The 17,861-nt window shown below is 60.6% G+C and carries 16 protein-coding genes; 3 read left to right on the top strand and 13 right to left on the bottom strand.

What is annotated here, in order from left to right; genetic code table 11:
* Positions 1 to 42: 42 nt before the first annotated feature.
* Positions 43 to 828 carry a helix-turn-helix domain-containing protein gene (locus tag AC13RM_RS18045; RefSeq protein WP_440478729.1) on the bottom strand — a complete coding sequence of 262 codons (786 nt, stop codon included), beginning with the start codon at positions 826 to 828 and terminating at the stop codon, positions 43 to 45.
* A gap of 122 nt (positions 829 to 950) precedes the next feature.
* Here AC13RM_RS18045 and AC13RM_RS18050 point away from each other — a divergent pair, with 122 nt between their 5' ends.
* Positions 951 to 2,531: an ABC transporter substrate-binding protein gene (locus AC13RM_RS18050; RefSeq protein WP_374818192.1), complete on the top strand. Its 1,581-nt coding sequence runs from the start codon at positions 951 to 953 to the stop codon at positions 2,529 to 2,531.
* A gap of 21 nt (positions 2,532 to 2,552) precedes the next feature.
* Positions 2,553 to 4,556, top strand: coding sequence for a CocE/NonD family hydrolase (locus AC13RM_RS18055; protein WP_374818194.1), 2,004 nt, complete (start codon positions 2,553 to 2,555; stop codon positions 4,554 to 4,556).
* A gap of 1 nt (position 4,557) precedes the next feature.
* Here AC13RM_RS18055 and AC13RM_RS18060 read toward each other — a convergent pair whose 3' ends face one another.
* The 3 genes from AC13RM_RS18060 to AC13RM_RS18070 all read right to left on the bottom strand — a co-directional run bounded on the left by AC13RM_RS18060 (position 4,558) and on the right by AC13RM_RS18070 (position 6,934).
* Positions 4,558 to 5,478, bottom strand: coding sequence for an alpha/beta hydrolase (locus tag AC13RM_RS18060; protein WP_374818196.1), 921 nt, complete (start codon positions 5,476 to 5,478; stop codon positions 4,558 to 4,560).
* A 308-nt stretch (positions 5,479 to 5,786) separates the two neighbouring features.
* Positions 5,787 to 6,524, bottom strand: coding sequence for an SDR family oxidoreductase (locus AC13RM_RS18065; RefSeq protein ID WP_285172033.1), 738 nt, complete (start codon positions 6,522 to 6,524; stop codon positions 5,787 to 5,789).
* An 11-nt stretch (positions 6,525 to 6,535) separates the two neighbouring features.
* Positions 6,536 to 6,934: a (R)-mandelonitrile lyase gene (locus AC13RM_RS18070; protein ID WP_285172032.1), complete on the bottom strand. Its 399-nt coding sequence runs from the start codon at positions 6,932 to 6,934 to the stop codon at positions 6,536 to 6,538.
* 259 nt (positions 6,935 to 7,193) lie between these two features.
* Here AC13RM_RS18070 and AC13RM_RS18075 point away from each other — a divergent pair, with 259 nt between their 5' ends.
* Complete coding sequence (locus AC13RM_RS18075) at positions 7,194 to 8,087, top strand: LysR family transcriptional regulator (protein WP_285172031.1); 894 nt, start codon at positions 7,194 to 7,196, stop codon at positions 8,085 to 8,087.
* A gap of 9 nt (positions 8,088 to 8,096) precedes the next feature.
* On the opposite strand, the gene AC13RM_RS18080 is transcribed toward AC13RM_RS18075, so the two are convergent.
* The 9 genes from AC13RM_RS18080 to cydX form a co-directional block, all read right to left on the bottom strand.
* Complete coding sequence (locus tag AC13RM_RS18080; protein ID WP_374818199.1) at positions 8,097 to 9,728, bottom strand: FGGY-family carbohydrate kinase; 1,632 nt, start codon at positions 9,726 to 9,728, stop codon at positions 8,097 to 8,099.
* Positions 9,728 to 10,456: an SDR family oxidoreductase gene (locus AC13RM_RS18085; RefSeq protein WP_374818201.1), complete on the bottom strand. Its 729-nt coding sequence runs from the start codon at positions 10,454 to 10,456 to the stop codon at positions 9,728 to 9,730. The genes AC13RM_RS18080 and AC13RM_RS18085 overlap by 1 nt, the downstream gene beginning before the upstream one ends.
* Before the next feature lie 25 nt (positions 10,457 to 10,481).
* On the bottom strand, positions 10,482 to 11,732 hold the full coding sequence (locus tag AC13RM_RS18090; RefSeq protein WP_374818203.1) for a sugar ABC transporter permease: 1,251 nt from the start codon (positions 11,730 to 11,732) through the stop codon (positions 10,482 to 10,484).
* Positions 11,729 to 12,550 carry an ATP-binding cassette domain-containing protein gene (locus tag AC13RM_RS18095; RefSeq protein WP_374818205.1) on the bottom strand — a complete coding sequence of 274 codons (822 nt, stop codon included), beginning with the start codon at positions 12,548 to 12,550 and terminating at the stop codon, positions 11,729 to 11,731. Before AC13RM_RS18095 ends, AC13RM_RS18090 begins: the two co-directional genes overlap by 4 nt.
* Before the next feature lie 75 nt (positions 12,551 to 12,625).
* Positions 12,626 to 13,711 carry an ABC transporter substrate-binding protein gene (locus AC13RM_RS18100; RefSeq protein ID WP_374818207.1) on the bottom strand — a complete coding sequence of 362 codons (1,086 nt, stop codon included), beginning with the start codon at positions 13,709 to 13,711 and terminating at the stop codon, positions 12,626 to 12,628.
* A 198-nt stretch (positions 13,712 to 13,909) separates the two neighbouring features.
* Positions 13,910 to 14,794, bottom strand: a complete 885-nt coding sequence (locus tag AC13RM_RS18105) for an AraC family transcriptional regulator (protein WP_285172026.1) — start codon at positions 14,792 to 14,794, stop codon at positions 13,910 to 13,912.
* A gap of 600 nt (positions 14,795 to 15,394) precedes the next feature.
* Positions 15,395 to 15,799, bottom strand: a complete 405-nt coding sequence (locus AC13RM_RS18110) for a DUF983 domain-containing protein (RefSeq protein WP_488555375.1) — start codon at positions 15,797 to 15,799, stop codon at positions 15,395 to 15,397.
* A 196-nt stretch (positions 15,800 to 15,995) separates the two neighbouring features.
* On the bottom strand, positions 15,996 to 17,399 hold the full coding sequence (locus tag AC13RM_RS18115) for an aminotransferase-like domain-containing protein (RefSeq protein WP_440478734.1): 1,404 nt from the start codon (positions 17,397 to 17,399) through the stop codon (positions 15,996 to 15,998).
* Between the two features lie 333 nt (positions 17,400 to 17,732).
* Positions 17,733 to 17,858, bottom strand: a complete 126-nt coding sequence (cydX, locus tag AC13RM_RS18120) for a cytochrome bd-I oxidase subunit CydX (RefSeq protein ID WP_092706161.1) — start codon at positions 17,856 to 17,858, stop codon at positions 17,733 to 17,735.
* Positions 17,859 to 17,861 lie beyond the last annotated feature (3 nt).

Here is a 17,861-nt window from a genome sequence, read left to right on the forward strand (position 1 = left end):
CTCCGAACCGCCTAAGACTAACCCGACCGGTCAATCGGCTCCTTAATATTCTGCCGGCACCGCATATACTTCTGCGGATGGATCGGCGAGGAATGAGCGCACCGTCGGCGGCAGCCGGCGCGACGATAGCGGCAGAGGTCCGCAGCGCGAGAGAAGTTCACGAAGGTCCGGCTCGGTGCCGACATGGCGCCAGATCATCCGTGAGGCATAGGGGAGGTTTTCCTTTCGCCAGGAAACTCCCATTGTCGTACCGCGCAGATAGACGCGCTGGTACTCGTCGAAGGGCAGGAGAATCGTCTGTGACAATATGGGATTCGAGCCGACGACACGCTCGGTAATGAAGATCCGGTTTCGATAGAAGGCGGCCAAACCCACATATTTGGAAAACTGCTGGATGCCGTTTCCGGGGTCCCGCAGGCGCTCCATCGACTTGACATGCACAAGACCGCCTTGCTCGACAAGACGACTGCAGGAACAGACGACCATCCCCGGCCAGGAGGGTGAGCGATGGTAGGTCTGAAAATAGCCGATATGGCGCCGGAGCGCGCTTAGATCTCCGGGGAACGCCCTTAACAATTCGGAACTTTGATTGAGGTCCAGGGCCGGTTTGCGAAGGCGCTCGCGAAAGAGCCTGGGAGCAAGACCAAAGTCGGCGGCCTCAAGATCGAAATACTTGGCAATGCGCGCCAGATTATGGGCAGACGGCCTCGTCTGGCCGTTGATATATCGGTTGAATTGCTGCCGGTTCATATCGATTGCACGGCACAGATGCGAAATGGAGCGTTGGGTTGCGCAAGCAATTTTGAGGTTCTCGACTAAATGAGGCACCGGTAGCTCCGTATTGAAGACGACTAGCGTAAACTCGCTTAAAGATGCGTCAAGTCGCGAAATTGCATGGGCCGATCCGCTCTCTAGGTTCCCACGCACAAAATGGAAACGAGGGGACTGTCATGACGCATCAAAAGGATCAATCTTCGCAGCTGAAAATCGGCCGCCGCCATTTCCTGGGCGGCGCTGCCGCGCTGGGCGCATTGCCGGCCCTCGCCTCCGGCCTCCTGATGCCGCGCGATGCCCGCGCGCAGGAAGCAAAGCGTGGTGGCCATCTGAAGCTCGGCCTCAAGGGCGGCGCCACCAGCGATGCGCTCGACCCCGCGACTTATAGCGCCTCCGTCTTGTTCGTCATTGGCCGTCTCTGGGGCGACACGCTTATCGAATCCGATCCGAAGACCGGCGCTCCCCTGCCGTCGTTGGCGACTTCCTGGATGCCATCGGCGGACGCATCGGTCTGGACCTTCAAGATCAGGAACGACGTGCAGTTTCACGACGGCAGCAAGATGACGGTTGCCGATATCGTCGCGACCCTGAAGCGGCACGCGGACAAGAATTCGCAGTCGGGCGCTCTTGGGCTCATGGCCTCGATCACCGGCATCGAAGAAAAAGCGGGCGATCTTGTCCTGACGCTTTCCGAAGGCAATGCGGACCTGCCTCTCCTTCTCACCGATTACCACCTGATCATCCAGCCAAAGGGCGGCGTCGACAAGCCGGCGGCGGCCATCGGCACCGGCCCCTACATTCTGAAAAGCTTTGAGCCGGGCGTTCGCGCCACCTTCGAGAAGAACCCGAAGGATTGGCGCTCCGACCGGGGCTTTGTCGACAGCGTTGAAATCCTCGTCATCAACGACAACACCGCCCGCATTGCAGCGCTGGCCTCCGGTCAGGTCCATTTCGTCAACAATGTCGATCCGAAGACCGTACCGATGCTGCAGAGGGCACCGGCCGTCGAGATAGTCCGCAATGCCGGCAAGGGCTTCTACTGCTTCCTGATGCATTGCGACACCGCGCCTTTCGACAACGCCGATCTGCGGCTTGCGCTGAAATATGCGATCGACCGCAAGTCGATCCTGGACAAGGTTCTGGGCGGCTACGGAACGATCGGCAACGACTATCCGGTCAATTCCAACTACGCGCTTGCGCCGACCGATATCGAGCAGCGCCCATATGATCCGGACAAGGCCGCCTTCCACTTCAAGAAATCGGGCCTCGACCGCCCAGTTCAGTTGCTCACCTCAGACGCAGCTTTTCCGGGTGCCGTGGATGCGGCGATCCTGTTTCAGCAGAGCGCGCGCAAGGCCGGCATCGCGATCGACGTGAAGCGCGAACCGGAAGATGGCTATTGGACCAACGTCTGGAACAAGCAGCCTTTCTGCGCCTCCTTCTGGGGCGGTCGCCCGACGCAGGATTCGCGCTATTCCACTTCCTACCTGTCGACCGCAGAATGGAACGACACGCGTTTCAAGCGCCCTAACTTCGACAAGTTGGTGCTGCAGGCAAGGTCTGAACTCGATGAGGCCAAGCGCAAGGTACTTTATCGACAGCTAGCGCTGATGGTGCGAGACGATGGTGGCCTGATCCTGCCCGTCTTCAATGACTACATCATGGCCTCTGCGAAAACGCTGAAGGGATATGTCGACGATATCGGCAACGATATGTCCAACGGCTACATCGGCAGCCGTGTATGGTTTAACGCCTAAACCTCTTCTGGATATATGATCATGGCCGAACGCAGCTTCACCACTATCGAGAATCAGTGGATCACCCTGAAGGACGGAACGCGGCTTGCCGCGCGCATCTGGATGCCCGATGGCGCAGAGAGCGATCCCGTGCCTGCCGTTTTCGAGTTCCTGCCCTACCGCAAGCGCGACGGGACGAGCCCGCGTGATGAATCCACCTACCCAGTCTTTGCCGCAGCCGGGATTGCCGGCGTTCGTGTCGATATCCGTGGCTCCGGCGAATCCAGCGGCGTCATCGATGGCGAATACACAGAGCTCGAGCTGGCCAATGCCTGCGAGCTGATTGCCTGGATCGCGGCACAGCCGTGGTCGAACGGCTCGGTCGGCATGATGGGCATTTCCTGGGGCGGCTTCAACTGCCTGCAGGTCGCGGCCCTGAAGCCCCCGGCACTGAAAGCAGTAATTTCGATCGCCTCTACGGTCGATCGTTATAATGACGACATCCACTACAAGAACGGCTGCCACCTCTCCGCCCAGCTTTCCTGGGCAGCGACCATGCTCGGCTATCAATCGCGCTCGCCCGATCCGGCCATCGTCGGCGACGACTGGCGCGATATGTGGCGGCAGCGCCTGGAGCAGGAACCCTTCTTCATGGAGGAATGGCTGGAGCATCAGCGCCGCGACGATTTCTGGCGGCATGGATCGATCTGCGAGGATTTCGCAAGCTTCGATATTCCCGCCATCGTTATTGCCGGCTGGGCTGACGGTTATCGGAACACGCCGCTGCTGGCTGTCGAAGGGCTCGGGGATAAGGCGAAGGCACTGATTGGTCCATGGGTTCACAAATATCCGCATTTCGCCTGGCCGAAGCCGCGGGTCGATTTCCATGGAGAGGCCATCGCCTGGTGGAACCACTGGCTGCGCGGCGAACGCAATAATGTGGAGAACACGCCTTCCGTGCGCGCCTATATTCTCGACGCACCCAAACCCGCCATGCGCCGCGATTTCGATCCCGGTTTCTGGATCGCCAAGACAGAGTGGCAGCAGCCGGAGATGCAGTGCTTCTATGTCGAGCAGTTCGGCACGCTGATGGAAGGCATGCCGATCCCACATGCGCCGGAACATCCCGTCTATCTGCGGTCACCGCTCGACACGGGCACGGCCTCCGGTGAATGGTTTACCCTGAAGCCGGACGCGGAAATGGCGATCGATCAGCGCGTCGACGATGCCGGGTCACTGACCTTCCAGACCGCGCCGCTGATCGAGGATCACGACTATCTCGGCCGCCCCGTCGTCACCTTGACGCTCAGATGCGACGCCGAAACTGCCAATCTCTGCGCCAGGCTCGTCGATATCCATCCGGATGGCACGGCAACGCGCGTCTCCTTCGGCGTGCTCAATCTCGCTCATCGCGACGGCAATGCCGCGCCGGAGCCGATGATCAAGGGCCAGCAGGTCAGAGTGACCTTAACGCTCGATGCGTGCGGCTATCGTTTCCGCAAGGGGCACCGCATTCGCCTGTCGTTATCGACGGCCTATTGGCCCATGGTGTTGCCGCCACCGGAAGATCCTGGTCTGACGATCGACATTGCCTCCATCGGTCTAGCATTGCCCAAGCTCGGTGCGCATGAGATCGTCGACATCAAGCAGCCCGACAATCCCGATCCGCTGCCGAAATATATTGAACACGCACCCGCCTCGACGAAGCGGCAGGTGGTGCGCGACCTCTCGGCCGGCGTCACCCGCTATGAAATCCATGAGGATACCGGCCTTTCCGAACATCCCGGTACGGGACTTTCGACGCGGCAGCTGCGCGAGGAGGTATGGTCGATCGCGCCAAACGACCCGCTGTCGATGACGGGCATCTCGACTTGGACTTGCGACATGAGCCGGCCCGGCTGGTTCGTTCGCACGGTGGCGACATCCTCCATATCCTGCACGGCAAAGGACTGGGTCATCAGCGCCTCGGTCGTTGCCTATGAGGGCGAGACCGAGATCTTCCGGAAGATATTCGAGGAGAAGCGGATCGCCCGCGACCTGATGTAGGTCAGAGGGAGCCAGCAAACCGGCTTGCCGCCGCGCATATGGCGGCAAAGCCGGCCTGTGCGCCTTCGCTCATATGCCGTGCCCGCAGCCAAGCATGCACCATCTGCGGTTCCTCGCGGAACCAGACTTCGACGCCCGCCTGTGCGAGCCGAGCCGCGTAATTGCGGCCATCATCGCGCAGCGGATCGTAATGCGCAACCGTGATGAAAGTTGGCGGGAGTCCGGCCACAGAGGACGAGGCAAGCGGTCCTGCGACCGGATCGCCTTCCGGCGCCTGCAGAACAGTGCGGTAATAAGCGACATCGGCCGTCGTCAGGCCCGGCGCCTCGGCCATCTCCTCATAGGAGCCGGAGACAAGATCGCCGCCGAGCGCGGGATAGATCAGGATCTGGCCGACAATGCCCGAAAGCCCGTCGGCTTTCGCCCGCACGGTCAGCCCTGCCGCGAGATTACCGCCGGCACTGTCGCCGATCAGCACGACGGACTTCTCCTCGGCGAGCAGATGCTTGAGGACACTGAAACAATCATCCGGCTGTGCCGGCCAGCGATATTCCGGTGCCAGACGGTAATCGACGGAGATTAGCTCGGCGCCGGCATGATCGGCGATCTCGGCGCAGATCGCATGATGGCTCTCGAGCGAGCCGACGACGAAACCGCCGCCGTGGAGGTAGAGCAGGTTCGTTGTCGTACGGATAGTGGCGGGCTTGTACCGCCTGACGGGAATCGTTCCGGATACGAGATCATCCGCGGTCTGCATGCCCTCCGGTAAAGGGCGATCGAAACGGGCGCATAAGGCGTCATACCATTGACGCTGCTGCGCGATGGAAGCCGTGACCGCATCCGGCGGATAGAAGGAATCGCAGATCTCCATGAACTGCAGGATGCCGGCTTCGCTCGGCATGGGACGCTCAGCAGAGGTCATCGGATATCCTCGATTCGTGCCAATGGATCGAGACTACGCGGCCATGCAACCGAATGCTTATCTGCCTACGGCCAGCACCGCCGCGATGGCGACATCCGCCAACTGGCAGCCGGGTTTAATCAGCCACAAATACACTGCTCGACGGCAAGGAAAAACCAGTCGGCATCTGCATGCACTGCGCATTGGACCAGGTAAGCGCTGCAAGCGCGAGTGCCGCGCCAATCACAAGCCGAATCATAAGCTCTTCTTCCATCCCCGTTTGACGCGGCCCGCGAGGTCACAAATGCCTCGCGGGTCGGTTGCTTCATTTAGTAAACCTGTGCCGTCGGGCGAAACAGGATTTCGTTGATATCGACGTCTTGCGGCTGGCTTATGGCGAAGGCCACGGTGCTGGCAAATGCCTCCGGCGATATGGCGCCCTTATAGACTTCGGTGATGCGGGCAGCGACATCCGGATCGGTGATCGTGTCCGGCAGCTCGGTTGCGACCGCACCGGGCGAGATGATCGTCGTGCGGATATTGTAAGGCTTTACCTCCTGGCGCAGGCCCTCGGACAGCGCGCGTACGGCATGCTTCGTCGCCGAGTAGACGGCGCCGCCCGGCCCGACCTTGTGCCCGGCCACCGAGGCAACGTTGATGATATGCCCGCTCTTCTGCTCCTTCATGTAAGGAAGAACAGCGGCAATCCCGTAGAGCACGCCCTTGATGTTGACATCGATCATCCGGTCCCATTCCTCGATGTGAAGACGCTCAAGCATCGAACTCGGCATGAGGCCGGCATTGTTGATCAGCACGTCGACGCGACCGTTTCGCTGTACGGCATGGTCCACGAGCGCCTTGACCTGCGCGCAATCCGCGACGTCCGTCTGGACGACCGCATCTTCGCTCAGCGAAAGCTCTTTTGCGAGCGCGCGCAGGCGATCGATACGCCGTGCGCCGAGAACGAGTCTGGCTCCATCCTTGGCGAGGCGGCGAGCGGCTGCTTCACCGAGGCCACTGCTGGCGCCCGTGATGACAACGACCTTGTCCTGGATACCTTCTGCCATGATCTTCGACCTCATTTTCCCTGATATTGCGCGTCCGTCACATGCTCCATCCAATCCACTACCTTGCCGTCGACATGCTCCTGGATGGCGATGTGGGTCATGGCTGTCGTTGGCGAGGCGCCATGCCAGTGCTTCTCGCCCGGCTCGAACCAGACGACGTCTCCCGGGCGGATCTCCTCGATCGGCCCGCCCTCGCGCTGAACGAGACCGAAGCCGGCGGTGACGATCAAGGTCTGGCCGCGCGGATGGGTATGCCACGCAGTCCTAGCACCGGGTTCGAATGTGACACTGCCGGCCGCAGCTCGCCGCGCGTCATTGGCGGCAAAGACCGGGTCGATGCGTACGGTGCCGGTGAACCAGTCCGAAGGACCTTTGCCGGATGGCTGCGTCCCGTTTCTCTTGATATCCATGATGACATCCTTTCCTGCGATGAGCCGCAATGGCTCGACCATATGAGGCTAATCTAGCCTCCAAATTTCAGAGCAGTAGTGGGTCACGCCCGCATAGACTTATGAACGGCAGCAATAAATGCCGTTTTTCGCTGTGACTGGCTGAAACACCGGAACGCCTGCTGGCGCAGGATACTAGCCCTTCGCTTCGTTGCTCGCGCTATGTTACTCCCTCATTCCGTGATAAGAGCATCGCCGGACATATGAGGGGTACTCATAGATGCTGCGCGAAAACGTCAACGACCTGCTGTTCTTCCTCGCGGTTGCCAGAGAGCGGAGTTTCACCCGGGCGGCGGCACAGCTGGGCGTTTCGCAATCGGCGCTCAGCCACACCGTGCGACAGCTCGAAGAGCGCATGGGCGTCAGGCTTTTGACGCGCACGACGCGCAGCGTCAGCCCGACACCGGCCGGAGAGCGCCTGCTGCAATCCCTGACGCCGCGTTTCCAGGAGATCGAAGCCGAGCTCTTCGCCGTTACCGAATTGCGCGAAAAGCCCGCCGGCACCATCCGGATCACCGCGGTCGACTATGCCGTCGATACCTATATCTGGCCGAAGCTTGCCCGCGTGCTGAAGGATTATCCCGACATCCATGTCGAGATCATCAACGATTACGGCCTGACCGACATTGTGGCAGAACGGTTCGATGCCGGCGTGCGTCTCGGCCAGACGGTCGCCAACGGCATGATCGCCGTGCGCATCGCTCCCGATCAGGCTTTCGCGGTGGTCGGCTCCCCGTCCTATTTCGGGGGACGCGACAAACCGCTCATCCCTCAAGATCTCACCGCTCATAAATGCATCAACCTCCGTCTTCCGACCCATGGCGGCAATTATATCTGGGAATTCGAAAAGGGCAGCGACGAACTGCGGGTGCGCGTCGACGGCCAGATGACATTTAACGGTATCCGACAGGTTCTGGCCGCCGCAGTCGCTGGCTATGGCTTGGCCTATGCGCCTCATGATCTGGTGCAGCCAGATATCGAAAGCGGTCGGCTCATTCGTGTGCTTGAGGATTGGTGCCCGCCTTGGACGGGCTACCATCTCTATTATCCGAGCCGCCGCCAGCCGTCCTCGGCATTTGCGGTGGTGCTGGAGGCGCTGCGCTATCGCGGCTGATGACCGGACTTACGACGCCATCAAGGCCCTGATGCTGCGATCTGCCGATTGTAGCAGCTCGAAAGCTTCGTAACGCCGCTCGTGCAACGCCCTGATGGCACCATCCGCCGGCTCGAACCTCTTCGCCAATCGCGACATGGTGGCCATGGCTTCCAAGAGCGAACCAGAATGCCCGCCAGCCGTGGCGCCGAGCATCGCCGCACCGAGAAGAACGGGCTCCTCCGTATCCGCGACAGCGACCGGCCGGCCTGTCGCATCCGCCAGAAGCTGACGCACGAGGCCGCTTTGGGCAGCGCCGCCGCTCGCGATGATGAGGTCGCAGGCGATGCCATCCTGAGCTAGCTTTTCGAGCAGCTGCTTGAGGCCATAGCCGATGCCGCAGAGGCCTGCGACATAGAGCGCGACGAGATCGTCGATGCCAGTTTCCAGCCCGAGGCCGGAGATCACAGCGCGGGCGTCGGGATCGGCATAGGGCGACCGATTGCCAAGGAATTCGGGCACGACCTGGATCAATTGCGCGAGCTTCACGGCGTCGGACGCGTTGCCGCTTGCCTTCATGGCCCGTCGATCAAGCCATGCGACCAGCGACAGCCCCTCCGCCTCGGCCTTCCGACGAGCTTCTTCGGCGGCCGGATGCATGGTGACGAGATGATCGATCGCGGCACCGGCCGCGGACTGACCGCCTTCGGTCAGCCAGAGGCCAGGCACCATGGCCGAATAATAGGGTCCCCAGACGCCATCGACGAAGACAGCCCCTTTGCTCGACGCCATCGAGCAGGCGGAGGTGCCGAAGATATAGGCGAGCCGGTTTCTGACATCAGCCTTGCCATCTTCTCCCCGCCCGCCGAGCGTGCCGATGCCGCCAGCATGGGCATCGATCAGAGACGCGCCAACCGGCGTGCCGATGGCAAGGCCGAGATCGTGGGCGGCGGTTTCATTCAAGCCGCCGCCAAGCGCCGTACCGGGCTCGACGATCTCGGTGCCGATCCGCACGAAGCCTTCGTCGGCCAGCTCACCAAGGCCGATATCCATGAAATATTGGGCGTCCCAGCGCTTCTCATGGGCGAGATAGGTCCATTTGCACGTTACCGTGCAGACCGATCTCTGCAGCGAGCCGGTCGCGCGCCAGGTCAGATAATCGGCGAGGTCGAAGAAATGATCCGTTGCCGCGAAGGATTGCGGCAGGTTTCGCTTCAGCCAGAGCAGCTTCGGCGTCTCCATCTCAGGCGAGATGCGGCCGCCGACATAGCGCAGCACGGGATGGTTTCCGGCATTGATCTCCGCCGCCTCGCCGGCCGCGCGATGATCCATCCAGACGATGATGTTGCGATCGGCATCGCCCGACGGGCCGACTGCCACTGGCCGGCCATCCGCCTTGACCGCGACCAGCGAACAGGTTGCATCGAAGCCGATGCCGGAGACATCACCGGCTGCGATCTTCGCCCTAGCGACAGCCTCTTTGACGCTGTCGCAAACAGCCTGCCATATCTGCTCGCTCGACTGCTCGACGATGCTGCCGGCTTCGTGCCAGATAGTGATCGACCGCTTCGCCGCAGCGAGGAGATGGCCACGCGCATCGAACACTCCAGCCCGGGCGCTGCCCGTGCCTACATCGATGCCGATGAAATAAGGTGTCGTCATCAGAGATCCGTACTCAAGGGCAGGATCACCAGATCCCGGATTACGATGTTACGCGGTCTGGATAGCATGAAGACCACCGCCTCCGCCACTTCCGTCGCCTCCATGAGGCCACCTGCGGCAATCGCCTCATCGAGTTTTGCCTGCGGCCAATCGCTGATCAGCGCCGTCACCACCGGCCCCGGCGCCACGGCGCCGACGCGGATGCCATGCTTGGCAACCTGACGCCGCACCGTGTGCGTGAAAGCCTGGATGGCATGCTTGGAAGCCGTGTAGATCGGCTCCCAGACCACCGGCACCAGACCGGCAATCGAGCTCGTCATGATGATGTCGCCCGTCTTGCGCTCGATCATGTGCGGTAGCACCATGCGGACCGAACGGAAGGCCGCATTGATATTCAGATCCAACATCCGGTCCCAGGCATCGGGGTCGCCTTCCGCGACCTCGCCGCCGATATAGGCGCCGGCATTGGCATGGAAGATATCGAGCTTGCCGAACCTGTCGAGAATCTGCGGCAACATGGTTGCCACACTCTCGGGCTTCAGAAGATCAACGACGACGGGAAAGGCGTTCGCCCCCAGTTCGGCGCAAAGGCTTTTCAGGCTATCTTCGGCCCGGTCGACGAGGGCGACGCTGGCGCCCTCGTTCAATAGCGATTTGGCGCATTCGAGGCCAATTCCGGACGCAGCCCCGGTGATGGCGGCAACCTTGCCGGCAAAATCCTGTCTCATATCAATCCTTACCTTCTTAAAGAAATCAGCCGCGCCCATGCGAGGCGCGGGAACGACGGGCGAGCGAGTCGACGATGACGGCAATGGCAAGAACTGCGCCAGTGATCATGTAGCGAAGTGCCGACGACAGATCGAGCATGGTGAGGCCGCTCGCGATCGACTGGATGACGATGATGCCAAGCAGCGCGGAATAGGCGCTACCGCGGCCGCCAAAGAGGCTGGTGCCGCCGATGACGGCCGCCGCGATCGCATTCAGATTGACATCGCCGGTGCCCGCCTGCTGGCTGGCCGAGGCGAGACGCGCAGCCGCCAGCACGCCGCCAAGGGCTGCGAACATGGCGCAAAGCACGAAGGCGCTGGTATAGATCCTGCGTACATTGATACCGGCGCGGCGTGCCGCTTCGCGATTGCCGCCGACGGCAGACATCGACCGGCCCCATTGCGTGCGTGTCAGCGCATAATTCATGACGATGGCGAGCACAACGAACAGGGCGAACATCCAGGGAATGCCGCGATCCTGATTGAGATAGAAGGCGACGAATTCCAAGGCCACGGTGATCACAGCCGCCTTCGCCAGCAATCCGCCGATGGACGGTGCCGAAAGGTTTGCCTGCTTGCGTCGCCGCACGGCGCTCAAGCCGCTGACCAGCATGACCGCGCCCGGAATAAGCGCGAAGACATAGGCAAGAGGACGGGGGATCACCAGAAGCTGGCCGAAATTCACGATGGCCGAGCCATAGGGCAAATTGATCGAGCCGGTGGCGCCGAGCAGATAGAGCTGCATGCCGAGCACGGCGAGAAGGCCGGCCAATGTGGCAACGAAGCTCGGCATACCCAACCGGTTGAACAGCACGGCATAGATGGCGCCAATCACGCCGCCGACAACCAGCGCCGCCAGGATCGCCAAGGCCACCGGCCAGCCCTCGTTCACCCAGAGCATGCCGACCATGGCCGAAGCGAAGCCACTGATCGAGCCGACGGAAAGATCGATTTCGCCGACCATCAGCACGCAGACGATGCCGAGCGAGATGATGCCGACGGTCGAGGCGTCGAACAGCAGGTTGGCGAGGTTGTTGCTGGAAAGGAATGTCGGGTTGAGAGTGCCGAACACCGTCCAGATGATAACGAGGCCGACGACGACGGGCAGCGAGCCCAAATCGCCGGAACGCACCTTGTCGATAGAGGAGCGAATGGTCGCGCCAAGCCCGGTATCATGGTTGACGCGGACGTCGCTGCGGTCGAGCAGCAGGGTGGATTGCTTGCCATTCTCGCTCATGGCTGGCCCCCTTCTCTTACTTCCTGTTGGGCCTGACGGCGCACAGCGCGCCGCGACACCGCGTTTTCCGTGGCTCCGGTGATGGCGCTGACGAGTTCCTGATTTGACGTATCGGGATAGAAGATCCCGTTGTTGCGGCCGAGGCGCAGCACGACGATACGGTCGGCGACGGCGCGCACATCCTCCATATTGTGGCTGATCATGATGACGCCGAGCCCCTTGTCGCGGACACGCTCGATGAGGTTCAGCACCTCGGCGGTTTGTGCCACGCCAAGGGCGGCGGTCGGCTCGTCGAGCATGATGAGTTTCGGCTCGAGCAGCAGCGAGCGGGCGATCGCCACCGTCTGTCGCTGGCCGCCCGAAAGCGATGCTATCGGGATGCGCACGCTTGGGATGCGCGCTGCAAGCTCGTTGAGCAATGTCCAGGCGCGAACCTCCATGGCGGTTTCGTCGAGCTTCAAAGGGCTCAGCTCCCGGCCGAGAAAGATGTTCGCGACGACATCGAGGTTCTCGCAAAGCGCCAGATCCTGAAACACCGTGGCAATGCCGAGATCAAGTGCGGTTGCTGGATCGCTGAGCGTCACCTGTTTGCCGCGGAATGTGATCGTGCCGGCACTCGGCTGATGGACGCCGGCCAGAACCTTGACGAGCGTCGATTTGCCGGCGCCATTGTCGCCGACAAGCGCCACGACCTCACCGGCATGCACATCGAGGTTGATATCCGTCAGTGCCGAGACGGCGCCGAAATGTTTGGAGATCCCTTTGAGGCTGAGCACCAGCTCGCCGTCAGGGGCTCTGTGATCGGAAGCGTCACTCATGACTCGCCACCTTCTCGGGTTAAAATGCTATGGGTCTCCGGCCGCCGAAGCGGCCGGATGGAGATAGGACAAGGCTTAGCTGCCGATACCGAGCTTCTTGCAGCCATCGGCATAACGGTCGTTGCAGAGCTGTTCCGGCGTCTGGATCGGCTTGCCGTTGACCGTCTTGTCGATGATCTCGGCCTTCAGATTTTCGGACGTGACCAGGGCCGGCGTGAAGAGCTTGGTCGGCGTGTCGAAGAGCTTCGTGTCCGCTTTCGGCGTCTCGCCAGAGAGCAGCTCGATCGCAACATTGGCGGCGGCGGCAGCCACGATCTCGCTCGGCTTGGAGATCGTATTGTACTGATCGCCGGAAATGATGAGCTGCAGGCCGGCGATGGTGGCGTCGTTGCCAGTGACCGGCGGCACCGGATCGTAGCCGGCGGCCTTGAAGGCGGCGACGGCTGCCCCGCCCGTGCCGTCATTGGCGGCAACGACGCCGAGGATCTTCTTGCCGAAGCGAGTGATCTGGCCGCTTGCCCATTGCTGCGCCTTCGGCGGCGCCCATTCCGGCGTGTCGAACTCCGCAAGCACCGGATAGCCGCCGTCGGCCAGACCGGCATGGATGCCCTTCTTGATCAGGCCCGCGGCAGCATCCGTTGGCGAGCCGTTGATCTCGAGAAGGCCGCCATCGCCGGCCTTCACACCCTTGGCTTTCAGATGATCGACCAGCGACTTGGCGATCATCTTGCCGATCTCTTCATTGTTGAAGGAGACATAGTAATCGGCGGCAGCCGAAGGGATCGGGCGATCATAGGCGATGACGCGAACGCCCTGGCTCTGCGCGAGCTTCACCAGCGAAGCTGCGGCCGTGGAATCCACCGGGTCGAGCACGATTGCCTTCGCGCCCTGCGAGATCGCCGAATTGAACTGCTGCTGCTGACGCGAGGCGTCGCCATTGGCGTTTTGATAGATGACCTTGCAGCCGGCGCAGAGCTTCTTCATTTCCGCCTGGAAGCCAGGGAAATCATGCTCTTCATAGCGTGTGGAGCTCTGGTCAGGCATCAGGAAGGCAACGGTCGCATCCGTCACCTTGGCGGATTGCGCAAAGGCGGACGTACCGGCCAGAAGACCGGCGGCAAGCACGGCTGCCCCGGCGATTTTCAGTGCGAAATGGTTCATTGGAATTTCTCCGTTCCAAAGTGTAATGGTTTCGATCATCGCGGCTGTTCGCACGCGATGCTCTTGTTTGGCTGTCCGGCAACGGCCATCCGGCCGACGCGGCGGTATTTTTCGGACAAGCCTTCGCCTTCGGGCGGCAAAGGCGCCTGCCCGTTCGCTTGCCCTGAATTTTGTCTCTCCTCCCTGCCCTCCCTTTTGTTAGGCGGCCTCCACCGCGCGTGCGTGCTGTGCCAAGAGCGATCTGAACCGGGAGGGCGCCATGCCCTTCTGATCCAGAAAACGCCGATTGAAGTTCGAGATATTGTTGAAGCCTGCAGCAAAGCAGATGTCGGTGATCGTCATCTCGGCCTTGCTCATCAGAAGATGGCAGGCGAAGTTGATGCGCAGACGATTGACATATTGCACTAGCGCCATGCCCGTATGGCGACGAAAGCTGCGCGAAAAGGCGCTCGGGCTCTGGCCGGTCAATTCAGCCAGATCGCATTCGCTGAACGGCTCGGTCAGGTGCGCATTGATGTAAGCCAACGCCTGATTGACACCCGCCGACATGAAGCCGGATGGGTCCGGCTGATAGCCGGCGCTGGCGAGCGTGCGCGTGCCCTCGGCACGGCTCATGGCGTCGAGAATATTCATGAAAAGTTCGATGCGGCGGATGCCTGACGCTTCGACCAGTTCGCCAAGGATCGGGCCGACGATCGACGCTGTCGCGGGCGTGAAGAGCGCACCGCGGCGACTCGTCTCCAGGATGCCGACACAGGCCGACAGTTCCGGAAAAACCTTGCTGGCATCGGCAAAGAAGGATTCGGAAAATTGCAGCACGCGGCAGCGCAACGGCAAGGTAACGCCGGCGGGCACGTCGCTTACCCAATTATGGGGCAAGTTCGGTCCCGTCAGCACGAGATTGCCCGGCTCGAACTCGCCAATGAAGTCACCGATGAAATATTGGCCCGTTGTCGCGACGACGTGGTGGATTTCATATTCGGGATGGAAATGCCAGCGAACCGTGCGGTAGGGATAGCCGTGTTCCCACGCCTTGAAGGATTCTCCGCTACCGATCGCGACCACTTCCAAATCCGGGTTCATCGGCAAGCCTCCTTTCATCCGTCCGCACTGCAACGGTTGCGGCGCCTCCTCCCAGAGGCCATCACGTCTTCTATGTGGTAAACCTACCCCTCATAAGCGCCTGCCGCTACTACGCCTTGTACGCTCGACTGATACTTTTTTGACTTGAAGGGTGACTTATTTGGCAAAATGTGCAGTGCGGCATTGGCGCAGCGATGCCGAAGGGTTGATATCCGGTATCGAGCGCCGAGATTTTCGCTTTAATCTGAGGCGTCAAGGGTGTGTTCGGCGGGCGCTTGGGGTCCGCCGGTTTCGTTATTTCTGCTTCCCTTGATCGTGATGCCACTTGATGGCGAAGAACATGCCCGTGCCTAACACGAGAACCTTGAAGAGAATGAAGACTATAGGGAACCAATCCCACATTTCAGATATTTCCAGGCTAGTTGACACTATTTATCGTGAGGAGCACCACCTCAAAACTGCTGCTCCAGCCGCTTTATTTTTTGTTCAAACCATCGTCGAATCCAACTTCGATCATAAGATTTCCACCCACACAGCATAGTTGGTGCCATCATTCATCTCGCCGCGGCGGTCATCAATTCGAGATGAAGCCCACAGACCTTAGCTCGCCGAATGGGGCGTCTCGGTTGCCGGCAGACGGACGAGCTTACCTTCCTCGGCCTTGTAGAAATATTGGCTCGCAATCAGCCATCCCTTCAACGGTCGCAATGGTGGAATGCAGGTCGCCAGCATGAAGGGGCCTGTCAGAAGGAAATGAACCCAGACCGGCGCCGAGAATGCTACCTCCAGCCAGACGCCGAGAAGGACGCTCGGGATGCAGGCAAAGCAGATGACAAAGAAAGCCGGTCCATCGGCGGGATCCGCGAAGGAATAGTCGAGACCACATGCTTCGCACTGCTTGCGAAGGGTCAGGAATCCATCGAACAAGCGCCCCTGCCCGCAACGCGGGCAACGACAACGAAAGCCGGTCTGCAGTGGGCTCAGCGGGGGATAATCGGCATCCATGACAGCATCACTCCTGAATCAATCTTCCAATGACAGGCAATCAATAGTCAGATTGCATGCATTCAATATAAATATAATGAATGCATTCTATACGTCCATTTGGCAGAATGACGCAGTGGCAATTTCGGCAAATGAAGGGAATGGAGGCGCTAAGGAGCCTGCGCCCCTCCGATCAATGGCAATATTGCGCTGGAGATTAGAAGAAGGAAGCGGTCAATTCCGGCGGCCCCTGCAGCGCATGTGCCATGAAACTCAACGCACCTTTCAAGGCTTCGCGGCCTATCGGGCCACCAAGACAAACGCGCACGGCCTCAGGTGCCACGCCGTCCACCGTGAAGGCGTCACTTGCGACAACGCCGATACCTGCATTGCGCATATGGCTGCCGAAGGTGGCGCGCGTCCAGCCGCCACCAAGCGGCAGCCAGATGTTGAAACTGATGGGATCAGCCCGATAGCTGCCTGATGGCAATATGTCAGCAACCATCTCCTGGCGGGCGGCGGCCTCCGTGCGAATGAAACGCAGGATGCCATCGGCGGTACCATCTTCAATCCAGCGCGTCGCAAGCGCCATGTTGAGCGGCGACGCCATGACATTGTTGCTCCGCATCGCACTCACGAAGGGCCATATCGACCGGGTGTCCGGCGCTACGACAAAAGCGAGGCGCAACCCTGCACCAATGCACTTCGCCAATCCACCGATATGCCAGGTCAGATCCGGTGCGATTGCAGCCATTGGCGCTGGCGCATCCAGCGGAATGAAGCCATAGGCATCATCCTCGATGATCGGCACGCGATATTTGCGGGCAATCGCGGCAATCGCCTCGCGCCGCGCCTGCGGAATCGTCAGCGTCGTCGGATTCTGCAGTGTCGGGTTGAGGTAAAGCGCCTTCGGTCGCAGGCGTTCACAGCTTTCTTCAAATGCTTCCGGCAAGACACCTTCGTCATCCATCGCCAGGCCCGAGAGATTGAGCCGGAGCTGCGCCGCAATCGAACGCATGCCGGGATACGTGATATTCTCCGAAAGCACGGTTTCGCCAGGCTTGGCCAAAAGGCCAAAGATCGCCAGCAAGGCCGGGTGCGCGCCCGGTGTTATGAAGATGCGTTCCTGTGCCGGGGTGAGGCCCCGGCGGCTGAGCCAGGTTGCGGCAGCCTCCTTGTCCACAGCCAGCCCGCCAAATCCCTGATATCGCAGCAAGGGAATAAGATCGACCGCTACAGCCGACATGCCCTCCTGCATGCGAGCAAGAAGATCCGGATCGCTCGGTTCCGGCGGGAGATTCATCGAGAAATCGATCGCGGAGGCACGGCGCGGATCGGAAGCGACGTCGAGAGCAAAACTTCGGCGCTCCCTCTCCTGTCTGCCGGTCACGAACGTCCCGCGTCCGACATGGGAATCTACAAGCCCACGCTTCTGCGCTTCGACGTAGCCGCGCGCAACCGTCGTAAAATCGATGTTGAGACGCCTGGCAAGCGCACGTTGCGGCGGGAGCCTGTCGCCGGCAACAAGAACGCCGCTGCGCAAATCCATCTCGATCAGGTCGGCTATGGCAATGTAGCGGGGGCTAGAGGAGCGGCTGAGATCAGGATGCCAGTCTTTCATTTCATGCTCCGCACGAGACCGGACGTGAGCAGAAACTCCGGCCGGCATTGATTGCATATCATTGCATACAATTCCCGCCATGTGGAGCTATTGGCCCCACTTTTCATCCCCGCGAAGACTAAATTCCGCAATATTTTTGATCCATGAATGCCTTGAACCAAGCTGACGCTCCCGTAATTGACGGCATGACAAAGCATTTGACCAACTCGGCAGTCATAAACTCAAGGACCTATGTCCGGGTTAGCGCGATTCGTTCTTGCAGGCGCGGCACGCCGGTCTTCGGCCGGCGTGCCGATCATATGACAAAGCTCCATCAAGGATGGGACGTTTCGCTCATTTTTCTTGAGCGCCCGCGGCTTTGGCTTTCGCTTGGTCATCCACCAGTTCGTACCACATGGCGTTGAGGACGGCGAAGGCTGCGGCGAGAGGGAAGCCGAGAAGCCAGGCAAAGTACCACATGTG

The sequence above is a fragment of the Martinezella sp. CNPSo 3732 genome (genome assembly GCF_057784515.1).